Source organism: Salipiger sp. IMCC34102, assembly GCF_004145405.1.
Lineage (GTDB): Bacteria > Pseudomonadota > Alphaproteobacteria > Rhodobacterales > Rhodobacteraceae > Loktanella.
This window is the reverse complement of the sequence record NZ_SELQ01000001.1, coordinates 171,226-192,128: the sequence shown is the minus strand read 5'-3', so window position 1 is coordinate 192,128 and position 20,903 is coordinate 171,226. Positions and strand designations below refer to the sequence as shown.

15 protein-coding genes are annotated in these 20,903 nt (G+C 67.1%); 3 read left to right on the top strand and 12 right to left on the bottom strand.

Going from position 1 to position 20,903, the window contains the following annotated elements; genetic code table 11:
* Positions 1 to 19 precede the first annotated feature (19 nt).
* Both polA and EU805_RS00935 read left to right on the top strand, forming a co-directional pair.
* Entirely contained in the window at positions 20 to 2,815 is a 2,796-nt protein-coding gene (polA, locus tag EU805_RS00940; RefSeq protein WP_129762070.1) for a DNA polymerase I, read from the top strand.
* A gap of 53 nt (positions 2,816 to 2,868) precedes the next feature.
* Entirely contained in the window at positions 2,869 to 3,348 is a 480-nt protein-coding gene (locus EU805_RS00935; protein ID WP_129762069.1) for a pyridoxamine 5'-phosphate oxidase family protein, read from the top strand.
* A gap of 76 nt (positions 3,349 to 3,424) precedes the next feature.
* Here EU805_RS00935 and EU805_RS00930 read toward each other — a convergent pair whose 3' ends face one another.
* The 9 genes from EU805_RS00930 to EU805_RS00890 all read right to left on the bottom strand — a co-directional run bounded on the left by EU805_RS00930 (position 3,425) and on the right by EU805_RS00890 (position 15,813).
* Positions 3,425 to 3,895, bottom strand: coding sequence for an Hsp20 family protein (locus tag EU805_RS00930; RefSeq protein WP_129762068.1), 471 nt, complete (start codon positions 3,893 to 3,895; stop codon positions 3,425 to 3,427).
* A 157-nt stretch (positions 3,896 to 4,052) separates the two neighbouring features.
* Positions 4,053 to 4,829, bottom strand: a complete 777-nt coding sequence (locus EU805_RS00925) for a serine protease (protein ID WP_129762067.1) — start codon at positions 4,827 to 4,829, stop codon at positions 4,053 to 4,055.
* Between the two features lie 59 nt (positions 4,830 to 4,888).
* Positions 4,889 to 6,274: a glycolate oxidase subunit GlcF gene (gene glcF / locus EU805_RS00920; protein ID WP_129762066.1), complete on the bottom strand. Its 1,386-nt coding sequence runs from the start codon at positions 6,272 to 6,274 to the stop codon at positions 4,889 to 4,891.
* Complete coding sequence (locus EU805_RS00915; RefSeq protein WP_129762698.1) at positions 6,274 to 7,359, bottom strand: FAD-binding protein; 1,086 nt, start codon at positions 7,357 to 7,359, stop codon at positions 6,274 to 6,276. The genes glcF and EU805_RS00915 overlap by 1 nt, the downstream gene beginning before the upstream one ends.
* Positions 7,360 to 7,417: 58 nt before the next feature.
* Positions 7,418 to 8,851 carry an FAD-linked oxidase C-terminal domain-containing protein gene (locus EU805_RS00910; RefSeq protein WP_129762065.1) on the bottom strand — a complete coding sequence of 478 codons (1,434 nt, stop codon included), beginning with the start codon at positions 8,849 to 8,851 and terminating at the stop codon, positions 7,418 to 7,420.
* 70 nt (positions 8,852 to 8,921) lie between these two features.
* The gene (locus EU805_RS00905; protein WP_370318150.1) at positions 8,922 to 10,997 is read right to left on the bottom strand and encodes a hypothetical protein; all 2,076 of its coding nucleotides are present in this window, start codon (positions 10,995 to 10,997) and stop codon (positions 8,922 to 8,924) included.
* Between the two features lie 82 nt (positions 10,998 to 11,079).
* On the bottom strand, positions 11,080 to 13,830 hold the full coding sequence (locus EU805_RS00900; RefSeq protein ID WP_129762063.1) for a DUF4159 domain-containing protein: 2,751 nt from the start codon (positions 13,828 to 13,830) through the stop codon (positions 11,080 to 11,082).
* A gap of 109 nt (positions 13,831 to 13,939) precedes the next feature.
* Positions 13,940 to 14,812: a DUF58 domain-containing protein gene (locus EU805_RS00895; RefSeq protein WP_129762062.1), complete on the bottom strand. Its 873-nt coding sequence runs from the start codon at positions 14,810 to 14,812 to the stop codon at positions 13,940 to 13,942.
* Entirely contained in the window at positions 14,809 to 15,813 is a 1,005-nt protein-coding gene (locus EU805_RS00890; protein WP_129762061.1) for a MoxR family ATPase, read from the bottom strand. Before EU805_RS00890 ends, EU805_RS00895 begins: the two co-directional genes overlap by 4 nt.
* A 58-nt stretch (positions 15,814 to 15,871) precedes the next feature.
* Here EU805_RS00890 and EU805_RS00885 point away from each other — a divergent pair, with 58 nt between their 5' ends.
* Positions 15,872 to 16,462 (top strand): DUF1285 domain-containing protein, encoded by a 591-nt coding sequence (locus EU805_RS00885; RefSeq protein WP_129762060.1) that lies wholly within the window; start codon positions 15,872 to 15,874, stop codon positions 16,460 to 16,462.
* Here EU805_RS00885 and EU805_RS00880 read toward each other — a convergent pair.
* The 3 genes from EU805_RS00880 to EU805_RS00870 all read right to left on the bottom strand — a co-directional run bounded on the left by EU805_RS00880 (position 16,459) and on the right by EU805_RS00870 (position 20,886).
* On the bottom strand, positions 16,459 to 17,556 hold the full coding sequence (locus tag EU805_RS00880; RefSeq protein WP_129762059.1) for a sensor histidine kinase: 1,098 nt from the start codon (positions 17,554 to 17,556) through the stop codon (positions 16,459 to 16,461). The genes EU805_RS00885 and EU805_RS00880 overlap by 4 nt on opposite strands.
* A gap of 153 nt (positions 17,557 to 17,709) precedes the next feature.
* On the bottom strand, positions 17,710 to 18,945 hold the full coding sequence (locus tag EU805_RS00875) for a Hint domain-containing protein (protein ID WP_129762058.1): 1,236 nt from the start codon (positions 18,943 to 18,945) through the stop codon (positions 17,710 to 17,712).
* Between the two features lie 462 nt (positions 18,946 to 19,407).
* Complete coding sequence (locus EU805_RS00870) at positions 19,408 to 20,886, bottom strand: NAD-dependent succinate-semialdehyde dehydrogenase (RefSeq protein WP_129762057.1); 1,479 nt, start codon at positions 20,884 to 20,886, stop codon at positions 19,408 to 19,410.
* Between the last annotated feature and the right edge of the window lie 17 nt (positions 20,887 to 20,903).

Here is a 20,903-nt window from a genome sequence, read left to right as displayed (position 1 = left end):
GATAGAGAGAGGATACCTCATGTCTAGCGGTTTCGGAAAAGGCTGTCATCTGCATCTGATCGACGGCTCTGCCTTTATCTTTCGCGCCTACCACGCGCTGCCGCCGCTCACGCGGAAGTCGGACGGCCTGCCGGTGGGGGCGGTGTCCGGTTTCGTGAACATGCTGCAACGCTACATCGAGGGGAACTCCGGCGCGGATGCCGCGACCCACGTGGCGGTGATCTTCGACAAGGGGTCCCACACCTTCCGCAACGAGATGTACGACCTCTACAAGGCCAACCGCGAGGAGATGCCGCAGGACCTGCGGCCCCAGATCCCGCTGACGCGGCAGGCCACGAGGGCCTTTAACATCGCCTGTGAGGAGATGGAAGGTTTCGAGGCCGACGACATCATCGCCACCCTGTCCTGCCAGGCCCGCGAGGCCGGTGGCCGCGTGACGATCCTGTCGTCGGACAAGGACCTGATGCAGTTGGTGGGCGACGGGGTCGAGATGCTCGACCCGATGAAGAACAAGCGCATCGACCGCGAGGGCGTCGAGGAGAAGTTCGGCGTCGGCCCCGAGCGGGTGGTCGACGTGCAGGCGCTGGCAGGCGATTCCGTCGACAACGTGCCCGGCGCGCCGGGGATCGGGATCAAGACGGCGGCGCTCTTGATCAACGAATACGGGAGCCTCGAGGAGCTTCTGGATCGGGCCGACGAAATCAAGCAGCCGAAGCGCCGCCAGACCCTGATCGAGCATCGCGCGCAGATCGAGCTGTCCAAGCGGCTGGTGCAGCTCGACCGGGACATGACGCTCGACTTCAGCCTCGACGACCTGGAGATCCGCGACCCGGACCCCGACACCCTGTTGGGGTTCCTGGCCGAGATGGAGTTCCGCACGATCAGCAAGCGCATTGCCGCGAGCCTCGGCGAAGAGCCTCCGGCGATCGAGGCGGAAACCCCGCAGGAGATAGCCCAGCCCGACGAGGTGCCCTTCGACACGGGTGCCTACGACTGCGTGCGCGACATGGACGCGCTGCAGGTCTGGATCGACCGGATCTACGAGCGTGGTCACGTGGCCGTGGACACCGAGACCACCAGCCTCGACGACATGCGCGCCGATCTGGTGGGAATCAGCCTTTGCGTGGAGGCGGGCCAGGCCTGCTACATCCCGCTGATGCATAAGGATCCCGGGCCGGAGGATCTGTTCGGGTCCGACGCGCTGGCCGAAGGGCAGATGGATTTCGATACCTGCCTTGCCGCATTGAAGCCGGTGCTGGAGGATCCCGCGATCCTGAAGATCGGCCAGAACATGAAGTACGACGCCAAGATCCTTGCCGCGCTGGGCATCGCGGTGGCGCCCATCGACGACACCATGCTCTTGTCCTACGCGATGTTCGCGGGCCTGCACAATCACGGCATGGACGTGCTCTCGGAGCGTTACCTGGGCCATAATCCGATCCCCATCAAGCCGCTTCTGGGCACCGGCAAGAAGGCCATCACCTTCGACCGCGTGCCCATCGCCGACGCCGTGCCCTACGCTGCGGAAGATGCCGACATCACCTTGCGCCTGTGGGAACACCTCAAGCCGCATTTGCACGTGAACCGCGTGACCACGGTCTACGAGACGCTGGAGCGTCCCCTGATCCCGGTGCTGGCGGAGATGGAGCGCGCGGGGATCAAGGTCGATCGCGACACGCTCAGCCGCATGTCCAACGCCTTCAGCCAGAAGATGGCGGGGTTGGAGGACGAGATCCAGACGCTCGCGGGCCGCAAGTTCAACGTCGGAAGCCCTAAACAGCTTGGGGAGATCCTGTTCGACGAGTTGGGCCTGCCCGGCGGCAAGAAGGGCAAGACGGGCGCCTATTCGACCGGGGCCGACATCCTCGAAGACTTGGCGACGGAACACGAACTGCCCGGGCGGGTGCTGGACTGGCGCCAGCTCAGCAAGCTGAAATCGACATATACCGACGCGCTGCAGGACCACATCCACCCCGAGACGGGGCGCGTGCATACATCCTATTCCATCGCGGGGGCGAACACCGGACGGCTCGCTTCGACGGATCCGAACCTGCAGAACATCCCCGTCCGCTCGGAGGAAGGGCGCCGCATCCGAGAGGCCTTCATCGCGGAGGAAGGCAAGCTGCTGGTCAGCCTCGACTACAGCCAGATCGAGCTGCGCATCCTGGCCCATGTCGCCGGCATCGAAGAGCTGAAGCAGGCCTTCCGCGACGGGGTCGACATCCATGCCCTGACCGCATCCGAGATGTTCAACGTACCGCTGGACGAGATGACGCCGGAGGTGCGCCGCCAGGCCAAGGCGATCAACTTCGGCGTGATCTACGGGATCAGTGGCTTCGGCCTTGCCCGCAACCTGCGTATCCCGCGCGAAGAGGCGCAGGGCTTCATCGACCGCTATTTCGAACGCTTCCCCGGTATCCGCGCCTACATGGACGAGACGGTGAAATTCGCCAAGGACCACGGCTATGTGGAGACGCTCTTCGGGCGCCGGATCAACACGCCGGAAATCAATGCCAAGGGCCCGCAGGCGGGCTTTGCCAAGCGCGCGGCGATCAACGCGCCGATCCAGGGCACCGCCGCGGACGTGATCCGCCGCGCGATGATCCGCATGCCCGCCGCCATCGCAGGCCAGCCTGCGAAGATGCTGCTGCAGGTCCACGACGAACTGCTGTTCGAGGTCGACGAGACTGCGGCCGACAGGCTGATCGAGGCGGCGCGCGAGGTCATGGAAGGCGCCGCCGCACCTGCCGTGCACCTCGACGTGAAACTCGCGGTCGACGGCGGCAAGGGCACCACTTGGGCAGAGGCGCACTAGGAACCTGAGCCGCCACCGTCGCGTTGCCCCCCGCAACAAGACAGGAGGCCGCCATGAGCGACGCCAAGCAAGATTTCTGGGACCGCGTGGACGATGTGCAGGCGGGCATGCTGGGGTTGACCAGCAACGGCAAACTGGTGCCCATGGCGCCCGTGCTGCGCGAAGAGCGCGACGGCAAGATCTGGTTCATCGCCAAGGCCGGTGAAGAGATCGTCGCGAACACGACCGGCGCCCCGCAGGAGGCGCGCTTCGTCATCGGCGACGCCAAGACCGGCCTGTGGGCCAACGTGGAAGGCACGCTTTCCCTGTCGGACGACAAGGCCGTGCTGGACGAGATCTGGAACGCCGTCGCCTCTGCCTGGTTCGACGGGGATGAGCAGGACCCGGACGTCCGCCTGCTGTGCTTCGATCCGAAGATGGCCGGCGCGTGGTTCAATACCAACAGCGGGCTGAAATTCTTCTACGAGATCGCCAAGGCCAATCTGACCGACGCCAAGCCCGATCAAGGCTACCAGGCCGATCTGACGTTCTGAAGGGTCCTTTCCCCTCGGGCAATCACGAAAAAGGCGGGCCGTGTCGGCCCGCCTTTCCCTCATCCACGGTCAGTGTTCAGTTGACCGATTTCGCATTTACGACATCCCGGTCGGAGTTGGTGGAAGAGCTTTCGATCGCGATCTGACGTGGCTTCAACGCTTCGGGCACTTCGCGCACCAGATCGATGTGCAGCATGCCGTCGACATGGCTCGCCCCGGTGACCTTCACGTGGTCTGCCAGGTGAAAGCGGCGCTCGAACGCACGGGTCGCGATCCCGCGGTGCAGGTAGGTGCGGCCCTTGTCGTCGTCCGCCTTGCGACCGGTGACCAGCAGGCTGCGGTCATTCAGCTCGATCGACAGGTCGGTGTCCGAAAAGCCCGCGACGGCGACGGAAATGCGCCAGGCGTCATCCTCGGTCTTTTCGATGTTGTAGGGGGGGTAGGTCTGACTGCCGACGTCGGAGGCCAGCGCGCGGTCCATCAGGTCGGCGATCTGGTCGAAACCGACGGTGGCGCGGTAGAGGGGTGTCAGGTCGAAGTTACGCATCTTGGGTCATCCTTTTGCTCAAGCGATAACGATGTCCGGCCGTCCCGTTCACGGACCCGGCCTGTTGCGCGACGGCCCGGATCCGGCACCGTCACGACAGATATCTGGGAAGATTGCGCGACCCGTTCAAGAGAGGCCGGCGCCAAAAATCGGCGTCTCAGGGGCGCACGAACTTGGCCCCGGTGCCGGCGCGCGACAGGCCCTGCGGCACGGCCCCTTCTGCATGGGCCTGGAGCACCCGGCTCAGCGGCGCGGCCAGCGAGGTGCCCAGCGACACCGGCTGCCCCAGCGCGCTGCCCTTGGCCGAGATCACCGAGACGATCCGCGGATGGTTTCCGTTCATCCAGAAGACCGGAGCGCCGCTGGCGCCGAAATCGGCCGTACAGCTCAACACGACGACACCGTCCTGCAAGGTCAGGACCTCGCAGACCTCCTGCAGGCTGGGCGCATTGGCGCGCCCCGTGGCGTAGGACACCACGCCGACCCGTGCCCCCTTCGCGGGCTGGGAGGCCAGCGTGAACGGTGCGATGCGCCCCTGACGGATCGGGCGGTCGAGTTCCAGCACGGCGATATCGACCGCCACCGACAGCGAAAGCGGCTGGTCGGCCCGGTGGACGTAGTCGGGATGGGCCGTCACCCGCGTTACGGTTCGCGTCGCCTCGGCCCGACCGTTGCGCAGCCCGGCCCCGAAACTGAAGCGCTCGGGCGCGATGCGGGTGCCGTCGTCGTCGAAGACGCAGTGGGCCGCGGTCAGGATCAGCCGCTCCTCGATCAGGGAGGCGGTGCAGAAACCGCCGCGATCCACGTCCAGCCGTCCGACCGATTCCCAGCCGCGCCCGGCATCCGCGGTGGACAACTGCCGCAGGTCGCTGTCCTGCGCGACGATCTGCGTGGCGCAGAAGGACAGGAGTATCGCAAGGACGAGGCGCGGCATCGGGGACTCCTTCGGTCGACGCTCGCCATACGGGCCGAACGTGGCCAAGCTATGACCGATCAGCGCAGGATTGGCACGGCTGGCGCCGCGGGCGCGCGCGATAGTGCCGCCGGTTGTGGCCCTCCGGTCGCCCAGTCCAGCAGTTCCACCGTGTGCACGATGGGGGCGCCCGCCGCATCGCCGATCTGCATCATGCAGCCGATGTTTCCCGCCGCCACGATGTCGGGGGTCAGCGCCGCCAGCGTCGCCACCTTGCGGTCCTTCAACTGCCCCGCGATCTTCGGCTGCATCAGGTTGTAGGTTCCGGCAGAACCGCAACACAGGTGGCTGTCCGCAGGCTCCAGCACCGTGAACCCCGCACGCTTGAGAAGTTCCTTGGGGGCGGCCTTGACCTGCTGTCCGTGTTGCAGCGAGCAGGCCGCGTGATAGGCGACCCGCAGGCCCGCGCCCTCCTGCCGCGCCTCCGAAGGCAGATGCACGGCATCGGTGCCCGCGATGGCTCCCTTCGCCACGCTGGGATCGATCTGCGGGCAATCCACCGGCAGCAAGTCCATCAGCACTTCGCTCACGTCCCGGGCGAGGGCTGCGACGCCTGCCGCCTCTTCGGCAAGCGGATCGTTCCGCAGCATGTGGCCGTAGTCCTTGACGGTCGTCCCGCAGCCCGAGGTGTTCACGACGATCGCATCGAGTGGCCCCAGCGCCGTCCAGGCCCGGATGTTGGCGGCGGCAAAGGCATGGGCGGACGTCTCCTGCCCCATGTGATGGGTGAGCGCACCGCAGCATCCCTGGCCTTCGGCGATGACGACCTCGGCCCCCAGGCGCGTCAGAAGTCGGATGGTGGCATCGTTGATATCGGTGTTCAGCGCGCGCTGGGCGCAGCCGGTCATGAGCGCCACGCGCATCCGCCGCTGCGGGGCCGGAAAGGTCTGCGGGTCGTCGTTGCGCGACACCGGCGGGATCGCGCGGGGGGCCATCGACAGCATGGCGCGCAACCTCGCATCCGGCAGGAATCGGGCGAAGGGTCGCCCCAGCTTCGCCGCCGCCAAGGCCAGCCGGAACCGCCGGGGGTAAGGCAGCACCCGCCCCAACACCCAGCGCAAGGCGCGGTCGGGCCAGGGACGTTTGTAACGCGCGTCGATATAGGCGCGCGCGTGGTCGATCAGGTGCATGTAATGCACGCCCGACGGGCAGGTCGTCATGCAGGCCAGGCACGACAGGCAGCGGTCGATGTGCTTGACCGTCGCCGGGTCCGGGTCCCGGTCGTTCTCGAGCATGTCCTTGATCAGGTAGATCCGGCCGCGCGGACTGTCGAGCTCGTCCCCCAGAACCTGGTAGGTCGGGCAGGTGGCGGTACAGAACCCGCAATGCACGCAAGCCCGCAGGATCTGGTTGGACCTTGCGGTAGCGGGGTCTTCCATCTGCGCCGTCGTGAAATTCGTCTGCATCAGCCCATGGCCCCTGGATTGAGGATCCCGCGTGGATCGAACTTGGCGCGCAGTCCTTGAGTGATCGCAGCAATGGGGGGTGCCTCCGGCTGGCGGCGCGGCACCTCGCCGAAATCGCCCTTCACGCCGCTGGCGTGGCCGCCGAGCCTGGCACAGGCGGCCTGCGCGGCCCGCAGCAAGGCTGCGCCGTCCGGGCCCCCCAGCCAGATCAGCCCGCCCCCCCAATCGAGTTGCACCACCTCGGCGTCCACCGCCGCCAGCACCTGCGCCGCGTGGCCGGGCCGGACAGAGACGCGGACCACCGCCGCGCAATCGGCCAGCGCCACCACATCGCGCAGATCGGCCCAGGGGTCGTCGATCGGCGCAAGGCCCAGCCCGTCGGACAACCGGCCCGCGCGATAGGCGACGCTGTCGGCGAAGCCTTCGACCCGCAGGGCCATCCGCCATCCGCCGGCTTCGGGCCAAGCCGCCGCACCGGTGACGTCGAAGGGCGATCCCAACCCTTGGGACAGGGCCTCGACCGCGTCTTCCACCGTGCCGCGTTGCGTCGAGAGTGTCGCTACCCGCTCCGGCTTGGGCAGCACCTTCAGCGACACCTCCGTCAGCACACCCAGCGTGCCGAAGCTGCCCGCCATCAGCTTGACCAGATCGTACCCGGTCACATTCTTCATCACCCGCCCGCCGTTCTTCACGACCCGCCCCGCACCATCGACGAAACGCACCCCCAGCAGGTGATCGCGGCAGGCACCGGCAGAGATCCGTCGCGGGCCCGAGACGTTGGCGGCCACCACGCCGCCGATGGTGGGCGTGCCCGAAGTTCCCAACAGACGCCGGTGATCCGTAGGCTCGAAGGCCAACCTCTGTCCTTCGTCCGCCAGGGCCGTCTCGACCTCCGCCAGCGGCGTGCCCGCTCGCACCACCAGCGTCAACGCGCCGGGCTCGTAAAGCGTGATCCCCGAAAGCGCCCGGGTCGAAAGGTCCGCCCCCGCCGAGACCACTCCGCGGGTGCCACACCCACGCACCCGCAGCGGCCCGCTCGCGTCAGAAATGGCCTCGACCACCTGATCTTCCGTTTGTGGCGTCATCATCTTCTTCCAGCCAAAAATACCTCGGAGGTTTGGATGCCGAGCTTCCGAGGCGGCTTCAGGCCGCCCGGTGCGACGCGGCGGCCTCCAGGGGAAACACCTTCGCCGGGTTCAGCAGCCACCGCGGATCGAAGATGTCCTTCACGTCCATCTGCGCCTCCAGATCGACGGGGGAGAACTGAACGCCCATCAGGTCGCGCTTTTCCATGCCGACGCCGTGTTCACCGGTCAGACAGCCGCCCACTTCGACGCAGAGCTTGAGGATCTCGTCCCCCATCGCCTCGCAGGTCTCCAACTGGCCAGGGGTGTTGGCGTCGAACAGGATCAGCGGATGCATGTTGCCGTCGCCCGCGTGAAAGACGTTGGCCACCTCCAACCCGAACCGGGCGGATAATTCGCCGATCCGGTCGAGGACATGAGGCAGCGCGCTGACCGGGATCGTCCCGTCGAGGCACATGTAGTCGTTGATCTGCCCCATCGCCCCGAAGGCCGACTTGCGCCCCAGCCAGATGCGCGCCGCCTGATCGGCATCGCGCGCCTCGCGCAGCTCTACCGGGTCGTGCCGGCGGGCGATCTCGCCGATCAACGCAAGCTGGTGGTCGATCTCGGCCTCGGCGCCTTCGACCTCGATGATCAGCAGCGCCTCGCAGTCTGGATAGCCCGCCTTGGCGAAGGCCTCGCAGGCGGTGATGCAGGGGCGGTCCATGAACTCGATCGCGACCGGCAGGACGCCCGCCTTGATGATGTCGCTCACGCAGGCCCCGGCCACGGCGTTGCTGTCGAAGCCGATCAGCACGGGCCGCGCGCCTTCGGGCTTGGCGAGGATGCGCAAGGTGGCCTCGGTCACGACGCCGAGTTGCCCTTCGCTGCCGCAGACGACGCCCAGAAGATCGAGCCCCGCGGCGTCCAGGTGCCCGCCGCCCAGTTCCACAACGGTTCCGTCCATCAGGACCACGGTGACGCCCAGCAGGTTGTTCGTGGTCACGCCATATTTCAGGCAATGCGCCCCGCCGGAGTTCATCGCCACGTTCCCGGCGATGGCGCAGGCCAACTGGCTCGACGGGTCAGGGGCGTAGAAGAAGCCGTCGCCCTCCACCGCTGCGGTCACCGACAGGTTGGTGCGGCCCGCCTGTACCCGGATCAGGCGATCGGCCAGATCCACCTCCAACACCTGCGTCAGGCGGGACACCCCCAGCACGACACTGTCGGCGGTGGGCATCGCCCCGCCGGCGAGCGAGGTCCCCGATCCGCGCGGCACGACCGGCACGCCCATCTCATGGCAGATCGCCAGCACGGCAGAGACCTCCTGCGTCGATCCCGGCAGCACCGCGAGCAGGGGAGGACACTTGTAAGCGCTCAAACCGTCGCATTCGTAGGCGCGGGTTTCGGCAATATCGTCGATGACGGCGGCCTCTGGCAGGACAGCGCGCAGGCGACGGGCAAGCTCGGCCTTGCGATCCATGACGCGGGCATCGGGGGCGGGCATGTGCATGGGTCTCCTCCTCGAGGACCGAGCGTAGGTCAGGAAGATCGGGTCTGACAAGCGACACGGGCGTCGCAGGTCAGCCGCGCCGCCGTGTTCCGCGCCCTTCCAGCAGCCAGGCGCCGACGACCAGGAGGCCCGCGATCAGCAGAAAGGCCCAGGCGGGCAGGATCGGCGTGATCCGGATGTCAGCCGTGCGGTAGGCCCCGCGCGGCGTGATCCCCAGCCAGCCGCGCCCGGCCGCGGGCCGACCGGCGCGCACGCGGCGCAGATCGACATCCCCGTCCGAGACGGTGACGATCCCGCCGCCGGTCGCATCCACCGCTTCCTCCACCACCGCGCCCGTGGCGATGGTCTGCTCGAACTCGCGCGGTGCCGCGGGGCCGAGTGCGATGACCGTCTCGATCTCGCCGTCGGTCAGGCGGTAGAACCCGGTCTCTGGCGCCTCCCACAGGGTCTCGAACCGGCCGGGGGAGACCTCTTCCAAGGTCACCGCGACATCCGATCCGTCGGGCGTGGTCACCGTGATTTCGCCCGGCGCGTCGTCCAGGGTACGGCGCACGATGCGCATGGTCAGGCCAGAGGGTTCGACCCAAAGCGCCTCTTCCTCGAGTTCCGGTTCCTTCATCATCCAGTGGGCCAGGCGGCGCAGAAGCTCGGCCTGCGGGCCGCCGCCTTCGAAACCGCGATCCCACAGCCAGCTCTGGTCGCTGGCGATCAGCGCGACGCGGCCTTCGCCGACGCGGTCGAGCGTCAGCAAGGGAAGGTCGTCGATGCCGGTCATCAGCGTATCGGCCCCGTCCGGCACCTCGACTTCCAGCTGGCGCAGCCAGCGTCCCCAACCGGGACCGTCCTCGCCGGGCGACATCGCCTCCAGCCCCGCGGTCACCGGGTGGCGGTCGCCTAGGTCGGTGACCTGCGGCGTGAAGCCTTCCTCGAAGACCCGCGCGGTCGGAGCACCCGGCAGGATCGTCTGCAAGGGCGAGCGGAAGATGCTCTCGGCGCTGCCGTACTCGGGGCCCGAGGAAACCAGGACCGCCCCCCCGGTGCGCACGTATTCGGCGATGTTCTCGAGGTAGAGCGTCGGCAGGATGCCCCGCCTACGGTAGCGGTCGAAGACGATCAGGTCGAAATCCTCGATCTTCTCCATGAAGAGTTCGCGCGTGGGGAAGGCGATCAGCGACAACTCGTCCACCGGCACGCCGTCCTGCTTCTCGGGCGGGCGCAGGATGGTGAAGTGTACGAGGTCGACCGAGGCGTCGGCCTTCAGCAGGTTGCGCCAGGTCCGCTCTCCCGCGTGCGGCTCGCCCGAGACCAGCAACACCCGCAGCCGGTCGCGCACCCCGTTGATCTGGACGACCGCGGTGTTGTTGCGATCCGTCAATTCGCCCTCGACCGTCGGGGTGTCGAATTGCAAGACGTTCATGCCGCCGTGCGGCAGTTCGATGGGCAGTTCGATATCTCGGCCCAGCGGCACCTCGAAGGCAAGCGGCTCCTCGCCGTCGATGCTGATCAGCAAGGGCGCGAGCGCCGCGTCGGTCGGGGCATCGCCCTGGTCCTCGACCCGAACGGTCAGCGTGATCGGCTCGCCCAGGATCGCGAAGGCAGGGGCGCCGACGACGACCAGCCGACGGTCCCAGTCCTCCGGCTGCCCGGTGACGAGCGCGTGCAGCGGGGCGGGGAGCGCGGGCGTGCGTTCAAGGTCGTGGATCCGCCCGTCGGTGACGATCAGCGCACCGGCGATGCGCCCCTGGGGCTCCTCGGCCAAGGCCTCGGTCAGGGCGGTCATCGCCTGCGTGCCCGCGTCGCCCTCGCCATCCGCCACGGTCACGATGCGCAACTCGGTGTTCTCGAGCGTCGCGACCTCGGCCCGGATGTTATCGACGGCGGACTGCGTCTGCGTGGGCCTCTCCGAGATGCGCTGGCTGGCGCTTTCGTCGACCACCAGCATGACGATATCGGACAAGGGCTCGCGTTCCTCGCGGCTCAGCGCAGGGTTCAGCAGGGCCGCCAGCAGTGCAGCACCGGCCAGCCCGCGCAGCCACCAACCCGGCAGTCGTCGCAATACGGCCAGCCCCACGGCCAGCACGACGAGTGCGCCGACCGCATAGATCGCCACCATCGGCAAAAGCGGATCCAGGACCACCGTTTGCATCACGCGCGCTCCCTGCGGCTTCTTTGGATCGCAAATACTTCCGCCGGAGGCACCCGGACCCCTCCACGCGTGCGACAGCCGATCATTGACCCAACCTTTCCAGCAGGTTCGGCACGTGCACCTGGTCCGACTTATAGTTGCCGGTCAGCACGTGCATGATCAGGTTCACCCCGAAGCGATAGGCATATTCGCGCTGGATGTTGCCGGCCTGACCGCGGCCCACGGGAAACATCGGGTCGCCGTAGGCATCGACCGCCCAGGCGCGGGCCCAGTCGTTGCCGCCGATCACGACCGGCGTCACGCCGTCGTTGAGATTGCGGAACGGCATGCCTTCCGCGCGTTCGGCCCCCGGCGGGGCCGCCTCGACCCAGACATCGCGACTGGCGGTGCGGCCAGGGAAGTCCTGCAGCAGGTAGAAGGTCCGCGTCAGCACATGGTCCTCCGGGATCGGTTCCAGCGACGGCACGTCAAGCCCCGCGGCAATCGCCTGCAGCGTCTGGCCTTCGGGGCTGGAGGAACCGAACCGCGCGGTGTCCGCGTCGCGGGTGTCGAACAGGATCATCCCGCCGGTGCGCAGATAGCGGTTCAACTTCGCGTAGGTGTCCTGCGACGGCACCGGCTGGCCGGGCGTCACGGGCCAGTAGAGGAACGGGAAAAGCGACAGCTCGTCATTCTCGAGATCGACGCCGATCGGCGGGGCGGGCTCGATCGAGGTCCGGCGGAAGAGCACGTTCGACAGTCCTTGCAGGCCCGCCTCCGACACCTCGTCAACGCGCGGATCGCCGGTCTCGACATAGGCCAGGGTGACCGCCTCGGTCGCCTGCAGGAGCGCTGCGTCGTCCTGTGCCGCAGCGTCCCGTGGTGCGAAAAGGAGGAGCGCCAGGATCGCCGCCGCCACGTCCGCGCGCGGTCCACGCAACCGGCCGCCCACGGCGAGCGAGGCGATGACGTCCACCACCAGAAGCGCGAGGGCCGCGGCCAGCAGCCAGCCCTTCAGGGGCATCTCTCGGGCGATATCGAGGCCCTCGACGGCGATGCGCGCAGGCCATTGCGCGGTGGAGAGGGTGGTCTCGGCATCGGCGACATTCACCGCGACGCGGGTGTCCTCGAAGGCGTAGAGGCCGGGCGGCAGATCCGCGCTGGCCGTGTTGTCCGCCAGGACCTCGCCTGAAACGCCCGCTTCACTGGTGGCATCGACCAGTTCGCCGAAGGCATCAAGACGCGCCTGGGGCAGCCACGTCGTGCCTTCCAGCACGTCGGCCTCGGGTGTTTCGGGACGGGTGGAGACGGCCAGCCGCTCGAGCATCTGGACGAAAAGGCCGGAAAGCGGCAGGGACGACCATTCGGCGTTGGCTGTGACGTGGAACAGCACGATCTGGCCTTCGCCCAACGTCTTGCGCGTCACCAGCGGGGTGCCGTCCGCGAGACCTGCAATCACGCGCTCCGCCAGGGTCGGGTCGGGTTGTGCCACGACCTGGGCGCTCACGGTCACATCCTCGGGGACGGCGAGGCCCGCGAAGGGCGAGTCCTCCCCGAAGGGCGCCAACTGCTTGGGTTCGCCCCAGCTCATGGCGCCGCCGATGTTGCGCCCGCCCGCGCGCAGGCGCACCGGCAAAAGCGGGTTTTCGGACGTGCGGCCCACGTCGGACGCGGCCAGTCGCGGCCCGGCGAAGCGCAAGAGCAGGCCGCCCGATTCGACCCAGGCGGCAAGATCGTCGGTCTCGCCGCCCGACAGGTTCGCGACATCCGCCAGCACGATCACGTCGGGGTTCGCCAGCAGGACATCGGTCAGCGTGCCGTCGATCAGATCGGCGGTCGGCTCCAGCGCCTCGCGCAGGTAGGTCAGCGGCGACAGAAGCTCCAGCCTTTCGTCGGCGTCGCCGCCCGAGATCAGCGCGACCTCGCGCCGGCGCAGCGCGTCGTCGGTCAGGCTGACGGCCCCGGCAGAACGCACGCCCGCCACGGCGAAGCGCGTCACGCGATTGCGCAACTCGGGCGGCAGGGACAGGAGCGTCTCACCCACCGCTTCCCCCGCCGGCACATCGAGGTCGACGGCGGCCAATGCGCGCTCTGTGCCCGCGGGATCAAGGCCGATGGCCTGGATCGGAACCGTGAGCGGCAGCCCCGTGGGCGTGCGGGCGACCGAGAGGGCGATCTCGTCGCCCTCGAACCGCGCGGGGCGCAGTGCCACGGTAGTCCGCGGCGTCTGGACGACGCGGAGCGTGCCATGCGCCTCGAAGGCGCGGGTCAGCGCATCGCGGCTGTCACGGGCCAGCCCGTCGCTGATCCACAGCGTCTCGAAGGCGCCATCAAGGGCCTGCGCGAAATCGCTCAGGGCCTCGGGCGCGGGATCGAAGGGCGCCGGGGTGACGTTTGGCAAGGTCTGGGCCATCGCCTGCGCCGGCTGGAACGCAGGCATCTCGGCCGGGGGATCGGTCAGCGTCACGACGGCGGCCGGCCGACCCGCGCGCGCGGCATCGTTCAGGGCGGTGCGTGCGCGGTCGATCCGGGTGGGCCAGTCGCGGGCATCGGCCCAGGTCCCGTCGAGGACGATCAGAAGGGGACCGGTGCCGGTGCGCTCCTCCTGCGGGTTCAGGATCGGTCCGGCGAAGCCGATGATGATCGCTGCGACCGCGAGCAGCCGTAGCAAGAGCAGCCACCACGGCGTGCGGTCGGACTGACTGTCGCGGTCGGTCAGGCCCAACAGAAGGGCGACGCCGGGGAAGCGGCGGCGGACCGGGGCGGGTGGCACGGCGCGCAGCAGAAGCCACAGGATCGGCAGGGCGATCAAGCCGAGGAGGAGCCAGGGGGCGGTGAAGGCGAGGGCGGTCATGGAGATAGTCGCCGGGGGCGCTGCCCCCGGACCCCCGGGATATTTCTAGCCAGAAGAAGGGGGCGGCGTGGCGGAAGACGATTTTTGTGGTGCGCCGAAGAGGTGGCGGTCATGCGGGCTGCTCCAACGCGGCGTAGAGCCACAAGAGCGCCTGCGTGGCGGGTGCGTCGGTATGCTGTGTCGTGAACTGCCAGCCCGTGGTGCGGGCCAGGGACGCGAGGCGATCCTTGCGGGCGGCGAGGCGGTTCAGGTAGCGGTCGCGCAGGTCTCGGGCCTTCAGGGTCTCGTGGCGCAGGGCACCGGTCATGGATTCGAAGACGGTGCGGCCATCGAAGGGGAAGCCCTCCTCCTGGGGGTCGAGGATTTGCACCAGCGCACCACGGACGCCTCGATCGGCGGCGCGGGTGAGCGCCGCTTCGATCGGCGCCAGGTCCGACAGGAAGTCCGAGACGAAGACGGCGCGACTGTGGGGCATCAGGCCCCGGGTCTCCGGATGGGCGTAATCGGCCGGATCGTCGTCCGACAGGGCGGCGGCCATCTGGGCGATCTGGGCCGTGCCGCGGCGAGGCGGAAGGGCGGCACCGGTGAGGCCGATCCGCTCCCCCCCGCGGTTGAGCAGGATGGCGCAGGCCAGGGCCAGCGTGCGGGCAGTCGTGGCCTTGGTCGGCAGTGCCTCCGTCGAGGCGAAACGCATCGAGGCGCCCTGATCGACCCAGAAGACCACCGACTGCGCGATCTGCCATTCCTTGTCCTGCACGAAGGCGGAATCCGACCGGGCGGACCGGCGCCAGTCGATGCTGCGCGCGGTGTCGTGGGATTGCGCGGGGCGATATTGCCAGAACGTGTCGCCCGTGCCCGCACGCCGCCGTCCGTGATCGCCCAGGATGACGGTCGAGGCCAGATGCTCTGCCGCGGCCAGCAGGGGCGGCAGGGCGCTGGCCTGCGCTTCGGCGCGCGCGCGAAGGGCGATCGGATCGCTCATGCGGCGGCGGCGGTCCGGGTGATGTCGGCGGCCACCCCGTCGATCAACGCGTCGAGGTCCACGCCCCGGGCGCGGGCCGCGAAGGACAGCGCCATCCGGTGCTTCAAGACGGGACCCGCCATCGCGCGCACGTCCTCGGGGCTGGGGGCAAGGCGGCCCGACAGAAGCGCCTGCGCGCGCACGCAGAGCATCAGGGCCTGGGACGCACGCGGGCCGGGGCCCCAGCTGACGGCGTCGTTGACCTCTCGCGCGGCCTCGGGGCCGGGACGGCAGGCGCGCACGAGGTCGAGGATCATCTCGACGATGGTGTCGCCCACCGGCATCCGGCGCAGCAGCGCCTGCGCGTCCAACAATTCCTGCGCGGTGAAGATGGCGCTGGCCTGCGCCTCGGTGGCGCCCGTGGTGGCGATCAGGATGTCCCGCTCGGTCGCGCGGTCGGGGTAGGGCACGTCGATCTGCACGAGGAACCGGTCGAGCTGCGCCTCGGGCAGGGGGTAGGTGCCCTCCTGCTCGATGGGGTTCTGGGTGGCCAACACGTGGAACGGCAGGCCCAGCTTGCGGTGTGCGCCCGCGATCGTGACCTCCTTTTCCTGCATGGCCTGCAGCAGGGCGGATTGTGTGCGGGGGCTGGCGCGGTTGATTTCGTCGGCCATCAGAAGCTGGCAGAAGATCGGACCTTCGATGAAGCGGAAGGCGCGGCCCCCGTCGGCCGCCGTTTCCAGCACCTCGGAGCCCAAGATATCGGCGGGCATCAAATCCGGCGTGAACTGGATGCGGTTGCCGTCCAGGCCCATCACGGTCGAGAGCGTGTCGACCAGCCGCGTCTTGCCCAGGCCCGGCAGGCCGATCAGCACCGCGTGCCCGCCGCAGATCAGCGCCGTCAGCGTCAGGTCGACGACACGGTCCTGGCCCAGGAAGCGCGCCGCGATCGACGCCCGGGCCTGTCCGAGCCTTTCGCCCAGACCCTCGATCCGGTCCACCAGGTCGCCGCTTTCCGCCATGACAATTTCCTTCGCACTGCTACGTGGGTCATAACAGCACTTATCGCAGGGCACCCCAATGACAAAGCGCGACACCCCACAAACTTCCGTGACACCCAGCGCGCAAAGCCTCGCCGATGCGGCCGGCAAGGCCCAGAAGGCCGGCGGACTGCCGCCGGTCGACAAGTGGAACCCCGATTTCTGCGGCGATCTGGACATGGTGATCAAGCGCGACGGGACGTGGTTCTACGAAGGCACCCCCATCGGGCGGCCGGCAATGGTGCGGCTCTTCTCGACGATCCTCAAGCGCGAGGGGGACGATTACTTTCTCGTGACCCCGGTCGAGAAGGTCGGCATCACGGTCGAGGATGCGCCTTTCGTCGCAATCGATTTCCAGCGGCGCGGCGACGATCTGGTGTTCGAGACCAACGTCGGGGACAAGACCACGGCCGGTCCCGATGCCCCGATCCGGGTGGAACGCGATCCCGACACGGGAGAGCCCGCGCCTTACGTGCTGGTGCGCCGCAACCTGGAGGCGCTCATCGACCGCAAGAGCTTCTACCGGCTGATCGATCTTGGCGAGACGGCGCAGCACGAGGGTGAGGCGTGGTTCGGCCTGCGCTCGGGCGGGGTGTTCTTCCCGGTCATTCCCGCGGCAGAACTGCCCTAGGCACGCGTCACCGGCTTGAAGGTCATCGTGACGCTGTAGCCGGTCTCCATCTCGTCGCGCGTCAGCCGTGCCGCGATCTGCTGGGCCGAGGCGCGCATGATCCGCTGGCCGAGGCTGGTCATCGAGGTAGGCTCCGCCGCACCCTCGCCTACGCCATCGTCGCGGCACCGCATCCGCACGGTGCCGTCGGGCAGGTAGCAGCACTCGATCGAGATCCGGCCCGCGCGGCCTTGCGGAAAGGCATGCTTGATCGCGTTGGCCACGCATTCCGACAGGACGACGGCCAGCGCCGTGGCTTCGGTGGAGGCAAGTTCGAAATCGGCCACTTCGGCTTCGATGACGACGTCGGGGGGGCAGGTCTCGCGCAGGTGGCTGAGGATGCCGCGCAGGAAGGGCTGCACGCGGATCTGGGCAACGGAGCTGGACTGGTGCAGTTCCTTGTGCAGCGCGATCACGGCGGTCAGGCGGCGATCGACGGCCGAGAATGCCTCTTGCGCGGTGGTGTCCTTCACCTTGCCGCTGTAGAGCCGGATCAGCGATTGCACGGTCTGCAGCGAGTTCTTGACGCGGTGGTCCATCTCCTGGCGCAGGATTTCCTGGTTGCGCAGGGTGCGGCGCAGTTCCAGCTGGGTCATCACCTGATCGGCCAGGGTGCGAAGCGCCTGCCGTTGCAGATCGGTCAGGCGGCGCGGCTTGTCGTCGAGGACGCAGAGCGTGCCGATCGGCAGCCCCTTGGGCGTCCGAAGCTGGGCACCCGCGTAGAAGCGCAACTTGTTCTCGTGCACGATCATCCGGTTATCGGAGGTACGCGGGTCCTCGATGGTATCCTCGATCTCGAGGATGTCGTCCTGCAACAGCGCGTGGCCGCAGATCGCCTCGTCGCGCGAGGTGTCGGTCAGATCGGTGCCGTGTCCCGCCTTGAACCATTGGCGATCTTCGTCGACGAGAGAGACCAGCGCCACGCGGGTTTCGCAGATGGCCGAGGCGAGGGCCACGATGTCGGCGAAATCGGTATCCTCCGGTTCGGCGGCATAATCGTAGTCGGCCACGGCCTTCAGTCTTTGCTGTTCCCCCTCGGGAAATGGCGCGCGCATGGAAAGCCTTTCAGATGCCGCATATCGAGACGTATCGTCGCATTCGGTACGGCTTCTACAAGGCTGGTGCGACACGCGCAATCGGGCAATCCGGGCGGCCGCGGCGGTCCATCGTCGGTGCTGGCGATGGACCTGTCGGGATCACGCGGCGTTTCAGGTCGGAACGGGAGCGGAGACGTCGGGTCGAGGTGACACCTCTCGGTCCGGCCCGGTGGAGCGGACCGGCTTGCGGTTCTTGCGGTGCCGTTCCACGAGCCGACGCGCCTTCTTGCCGGGGGCAAGCGGCACCGGACTTGCGGGCAGGTGATCCGGTCGCATCAGTTCGGGGAAGAGGGCGAGAAGTTCAAACCGCGCCTCGCAGCTCAGGGATTTCAGAGCCTGCGGACCGGTAAAGAGACTCTCGGTGGCGAGCCATTCCGAATAGACGATCTCGTGTTGGTCGAGGAGGAAATGGATGTATTCCACCTCTTCGACATCGGTCGCGATCTCCACTCCGTCGAGGTCCAGAAGCTGCTTGGCGGCAACGAGGATGTCGCGGGACCCGAACATCCGCTCGGCGATCCGTGACGTCACCAGTATGCGGTGCTGGGGGGAAACCATCAGGTCCCGCGCGGGCTGGCCGGGGCCGAAAGCACAGGCCCTGATCCGGATCGGCCTGAGGTTGGGATTGGCTTCGAGCACGCTTGCCGACAGGTTGCGCCGCCCGATCCAGCGGACGCTTTGCGCGCCGTGGTCCCGGGTGATGACCTTATCGCCCACCGCAAGCGCCTCGACCGGTGTCTCTCCCGCCTGGGTCAGGATCATGCTGCCGGACGCGAAACAGACGACCAATGTCCCGGTCGCATCGACGTCCACCGTGACGACTGCGGTATCGAGGACGTATTGGGTCAGGTCGGTGATATTACCAAGAAGAGCGCCGAGAACGCCTTGTTCATCGAGAAAGTCATCGAGCTCGGATAGGTCTCCTTCGAAGGTCGTGGTTATTCCCGCGACTGTCAGGTCCGCGGTTACGCCAAGACGCGCGTCGGTCAGGGGGTCTTCGGAAATGAAGCCAAGGCTGCCGTCGTCGTATTGTATCAATTCTCCTTCGATCGGGTTGAGTTGGATATTGAGCCCAACAAGCAGGGCATTCAGTTCGACCGAGGCGGTCGTGATCGTCGCGTCACCGATGTAGGTGCCATCCCGGGAAACGGTATCACCGTCACCGTCAGTGGACGTGACGGTCACTCCGTCCCCGTTTTCCAAGAGTCCATCGCTGTCATCGGCCGAGATGTTTTCGACATCCCGCGATGGGCCGATGAAATTCAGCAGACTGAGGTCGTTGGTGTTCACGACCTCCAAGTCAGCGTTGAGCGTTACGGTTTGATCGAAATTCGTAATCTGTTGCATGACGCCACCTCCAAAAAGTTAACATGCAAAACGTGCAGATCGATACCTCTCATCAACCGTTGGCTGAGGCCGAAAGTGAATCAATTACTAATTATGGGGAGGGCGGAAGCTGGCGGGGTCCTGATAAGATCACCCACGCATTAACCTTTTTTTAACGATTTATGTCGGCAAGCGGCGCGGTCACAAAAATGCCTCAATCTATAAGCGCTTACGCGCGACAGGTATCAATTCAATCTTGGCGTGTTTTTCTTGTTCAAACGTCTGGTCGTTGCCAGGACAGGCTGTTTCCAAAATGGAAATAAAGCGTTTGTGAATTCTTTCGTTCGAGTGTTTGGTGTTTCGTGCAGCGAACCGAAGAACGGAAGCGTGAAAACGAGGAATGCCCGATTCGCTTGCATGCGATCCGGGCATTCCTGAAGCATCATTTTGTACCAGGGCAGGGCCCGAGCCGAGCCCGCCCGGTCAGATGGCGGTGCAGATGTACTTCATCTCCATGTAGTCCTCGATCCCGTGGCGGCTGCCTTCACGGCCGAGGCCGGACTGTTTGACGCCGCCGAAGGGGGCGACCTCAGTCGAGATGATGCCAGTGTTCACGCCGACGATGCCGTACTCCAACGCCTCCTGCACCTTCACCACGCGGGAGAGATCCTTGGCGTAGAAGTAGCTGGCGAGGCCGAAGATCGTGTCGTTGGCCATCTTGATGACCTCGTCCTCGTCCTCGAAGGCGAAAAGCGGGGCGAAGGGTCCGAAGGTCTCGTCGGTGGCGACGAGCATGTCCTGCGTGGCCCCGGTGACGATTGTGGGCTGGAAGAACTGGCCTCCGAGCGCGTGCTCCTCGCCGCCCAGGATCACGGTGCCGCCCTTCTCGACGGCGTCCTTCATGTGCTCGCGGACCTTCTCCTTGGCCTTGGGCTCGATCAGCGGGCCCAGTTCGGTGCCCTCTTCCAAACCGTCGCCGACCTTCATCGCCTCGACGGCCTTTTTCAGTTTCTCGGCGAATTCGTCGTAGACGCCCTTCTGGACGTAGATGCGGTTCGCGCAGACGCAGGTCTGGCCGTTGTTGCGGAACTTGCAGGCGATGGCGCCCTTGACCGCCTCGTCGATGTCGGCGTCGTCGAAGACGATGAAGGGCGCGTTGCCGCCAAGCTCCATCGAGCATTTCATCACCTGGTCGGCGGCCTGGCGCAGCAGGATGCGACCCACTTCGGTCGAGCCGGTGAAGGTCAGCTTGCGCACGGTGTGGTTCTCGCAGAACTCCTTGCCGATGCCGGAGCTGTCGTTCGAGGTCACGACGCTGAAGAGGCCTTTGGGCACGCCTGCGTCTTCCGCGAGCTTGGCCATCGCCAGCGCCGACAGCGGTGTGAGCGAGGCGGGGCGCACGACGAAGCCGCAGCCGGCGGCCAGCGCCGGGGCGACCTTGCGCGCGATCATGGCGTTCGGAAAGTTCCAGGGCGTGATCGCGGCGGCGACGCCGATGGGCTGCTTGATGACCGTGATGCGGGCGTTCGGCTGGTGGGCGGGAATCGTTTCGCCGTAGATGCGCTTGGCCTCTTCGCCGAACCATTCCACGAAGCCGGCACCGTAGGCGACCTCTCCCCGGCTTTCGGTCAGCGGCTTGCCCTGCTCCGCCGTCATGATGATCGCGAGGTCTTCCTGGTTGGCCATCATCAGGTCGAACCACTTGCGCATGACCCCGGCGCGGTCCTTGCCGGTGCGCGCGGCCCAGGCGTGGCGCGCTTCCTCGGCGCTGGCGATGGCGCGGGCCACTTCCTCGCGCGTAAGGTCCGGGACGGTGGCGATCACGTCACCCCGGGCGGGGTTCACCACGTCGATGGTCTTGCCGGAGCCTGCATCGACCCATTCCCCCGCGACATAGGCCTTTTGGCACAACAGATCGGGGTTGGTCAGCATCGAGGCGAGGTCGGTGGTCTGGTCGAGCATGGGGCGCTCCTTCATGA

Bases quoted from the DNA above. Each gene is read 5' to 3' on its own strand.
- polA (WP_129762070.1), top strand. From the start codon at position 20: ATGTCTAGCGGTTTCGGAAAAGGCTGTCATCTGCATCTGATCGACGGC.
- EU805_RS00935 (WP_129762069.1), top strand. From the start codon at position 2,869: ATGAGCGACGCCAAGCAAGATTTCTGGGACCGCGTGGACGATGTGCAG.
- EU805_RS00930 (WP_129762068.1), bottom strand. From the start codon at position 3,895: ATGCGTAACTTCGACCTGACACCCCTCTACCGCGCCACCGTCGGTTTC.
- EU805_RS00925 (WP_129762067.1), bottom strand. From the start codon at position 4,829: ATGCCGCGCCTCGTCCTTGCGATACTCCTGTCCTTCTGCGCCACGCAG.
- glcF (WP_129762066.1), bottom strand. From the start codon at position 6,274: ATGCAGACGAATTTCACGACGGCGCAGATGGAAGACCCCGCTACCGCA.
- EU805_RS00915 (WP_129762698.1), bottom strand. From the start codon at position 7,359: ATGACGCCACAAACGGAAGATCAGGTGGTCGAGGCCATTTCTGACGCG.
- EU805_RS00910 (WP_129762065.1), bottom strand. From the start codon at position 8,851: ATGCACATGCCCGCCCCCGATGCCCGCGTCATGGATCGCAAGGCCGAG.
- EU805_RS00905 (WP_370318150.1), bottom strand. From the start codon at position 10,997: ATGCAAACGGTGGTCCTGGATCCGCTTTTGCCGATGGTGGCGATCTAT.
- EU805_RS00900 (WP_129762063.1), bottom strand. From the start codon at position 13,830: ATGACCGCCCTCGCCTTCACCGCCCCCTGGCTCCTCCTCGGCTTGATC.
- EU805_RS00895 (WP_129762062.1), bottom strand. From the start codon at position 14,812: ATGAGCGATCCGATCGCCCTTCGCGCGCGCGCCGAAGCGCAGGCCAGC.
- EU805_RS00890 (WP_129762061.1), bottom strand. From the start codon at position 15,813: ATGGCGGAAAGCGGCGACCTGGTGGACCGGATCGAGGGTCTGGGCGAA.
- EU805_RS00885 (WP_129762060.1), top strand. From the start codon at position 15,872: ATGACAAAGCGCGACACCCCACAAACTTCCGTGACACCCAGCGCGCAA.
- EU805_RS00880 (WP_129762059.1), bottom strand. From the start codon at position 17,556: ATGCGCGCGCCATTTCCCGAGGGGGAACAGCAAAGACTGAAGGCCGTG.
- EU805_RS00875 (WP_129762058.1), bottom strand. From the start codon at position 18,945: ATGCAACAGATTACGAATTTCGATCAAACCGTAACGCTCAACGCTGAC.
- EU805_RS00870 (WP_129762057.1), bottom strand. From the start codon at position 20,886: ATGCTCGACCAGACCACCGACCTCGCCTCGATGCTGACCAACCCCGAT.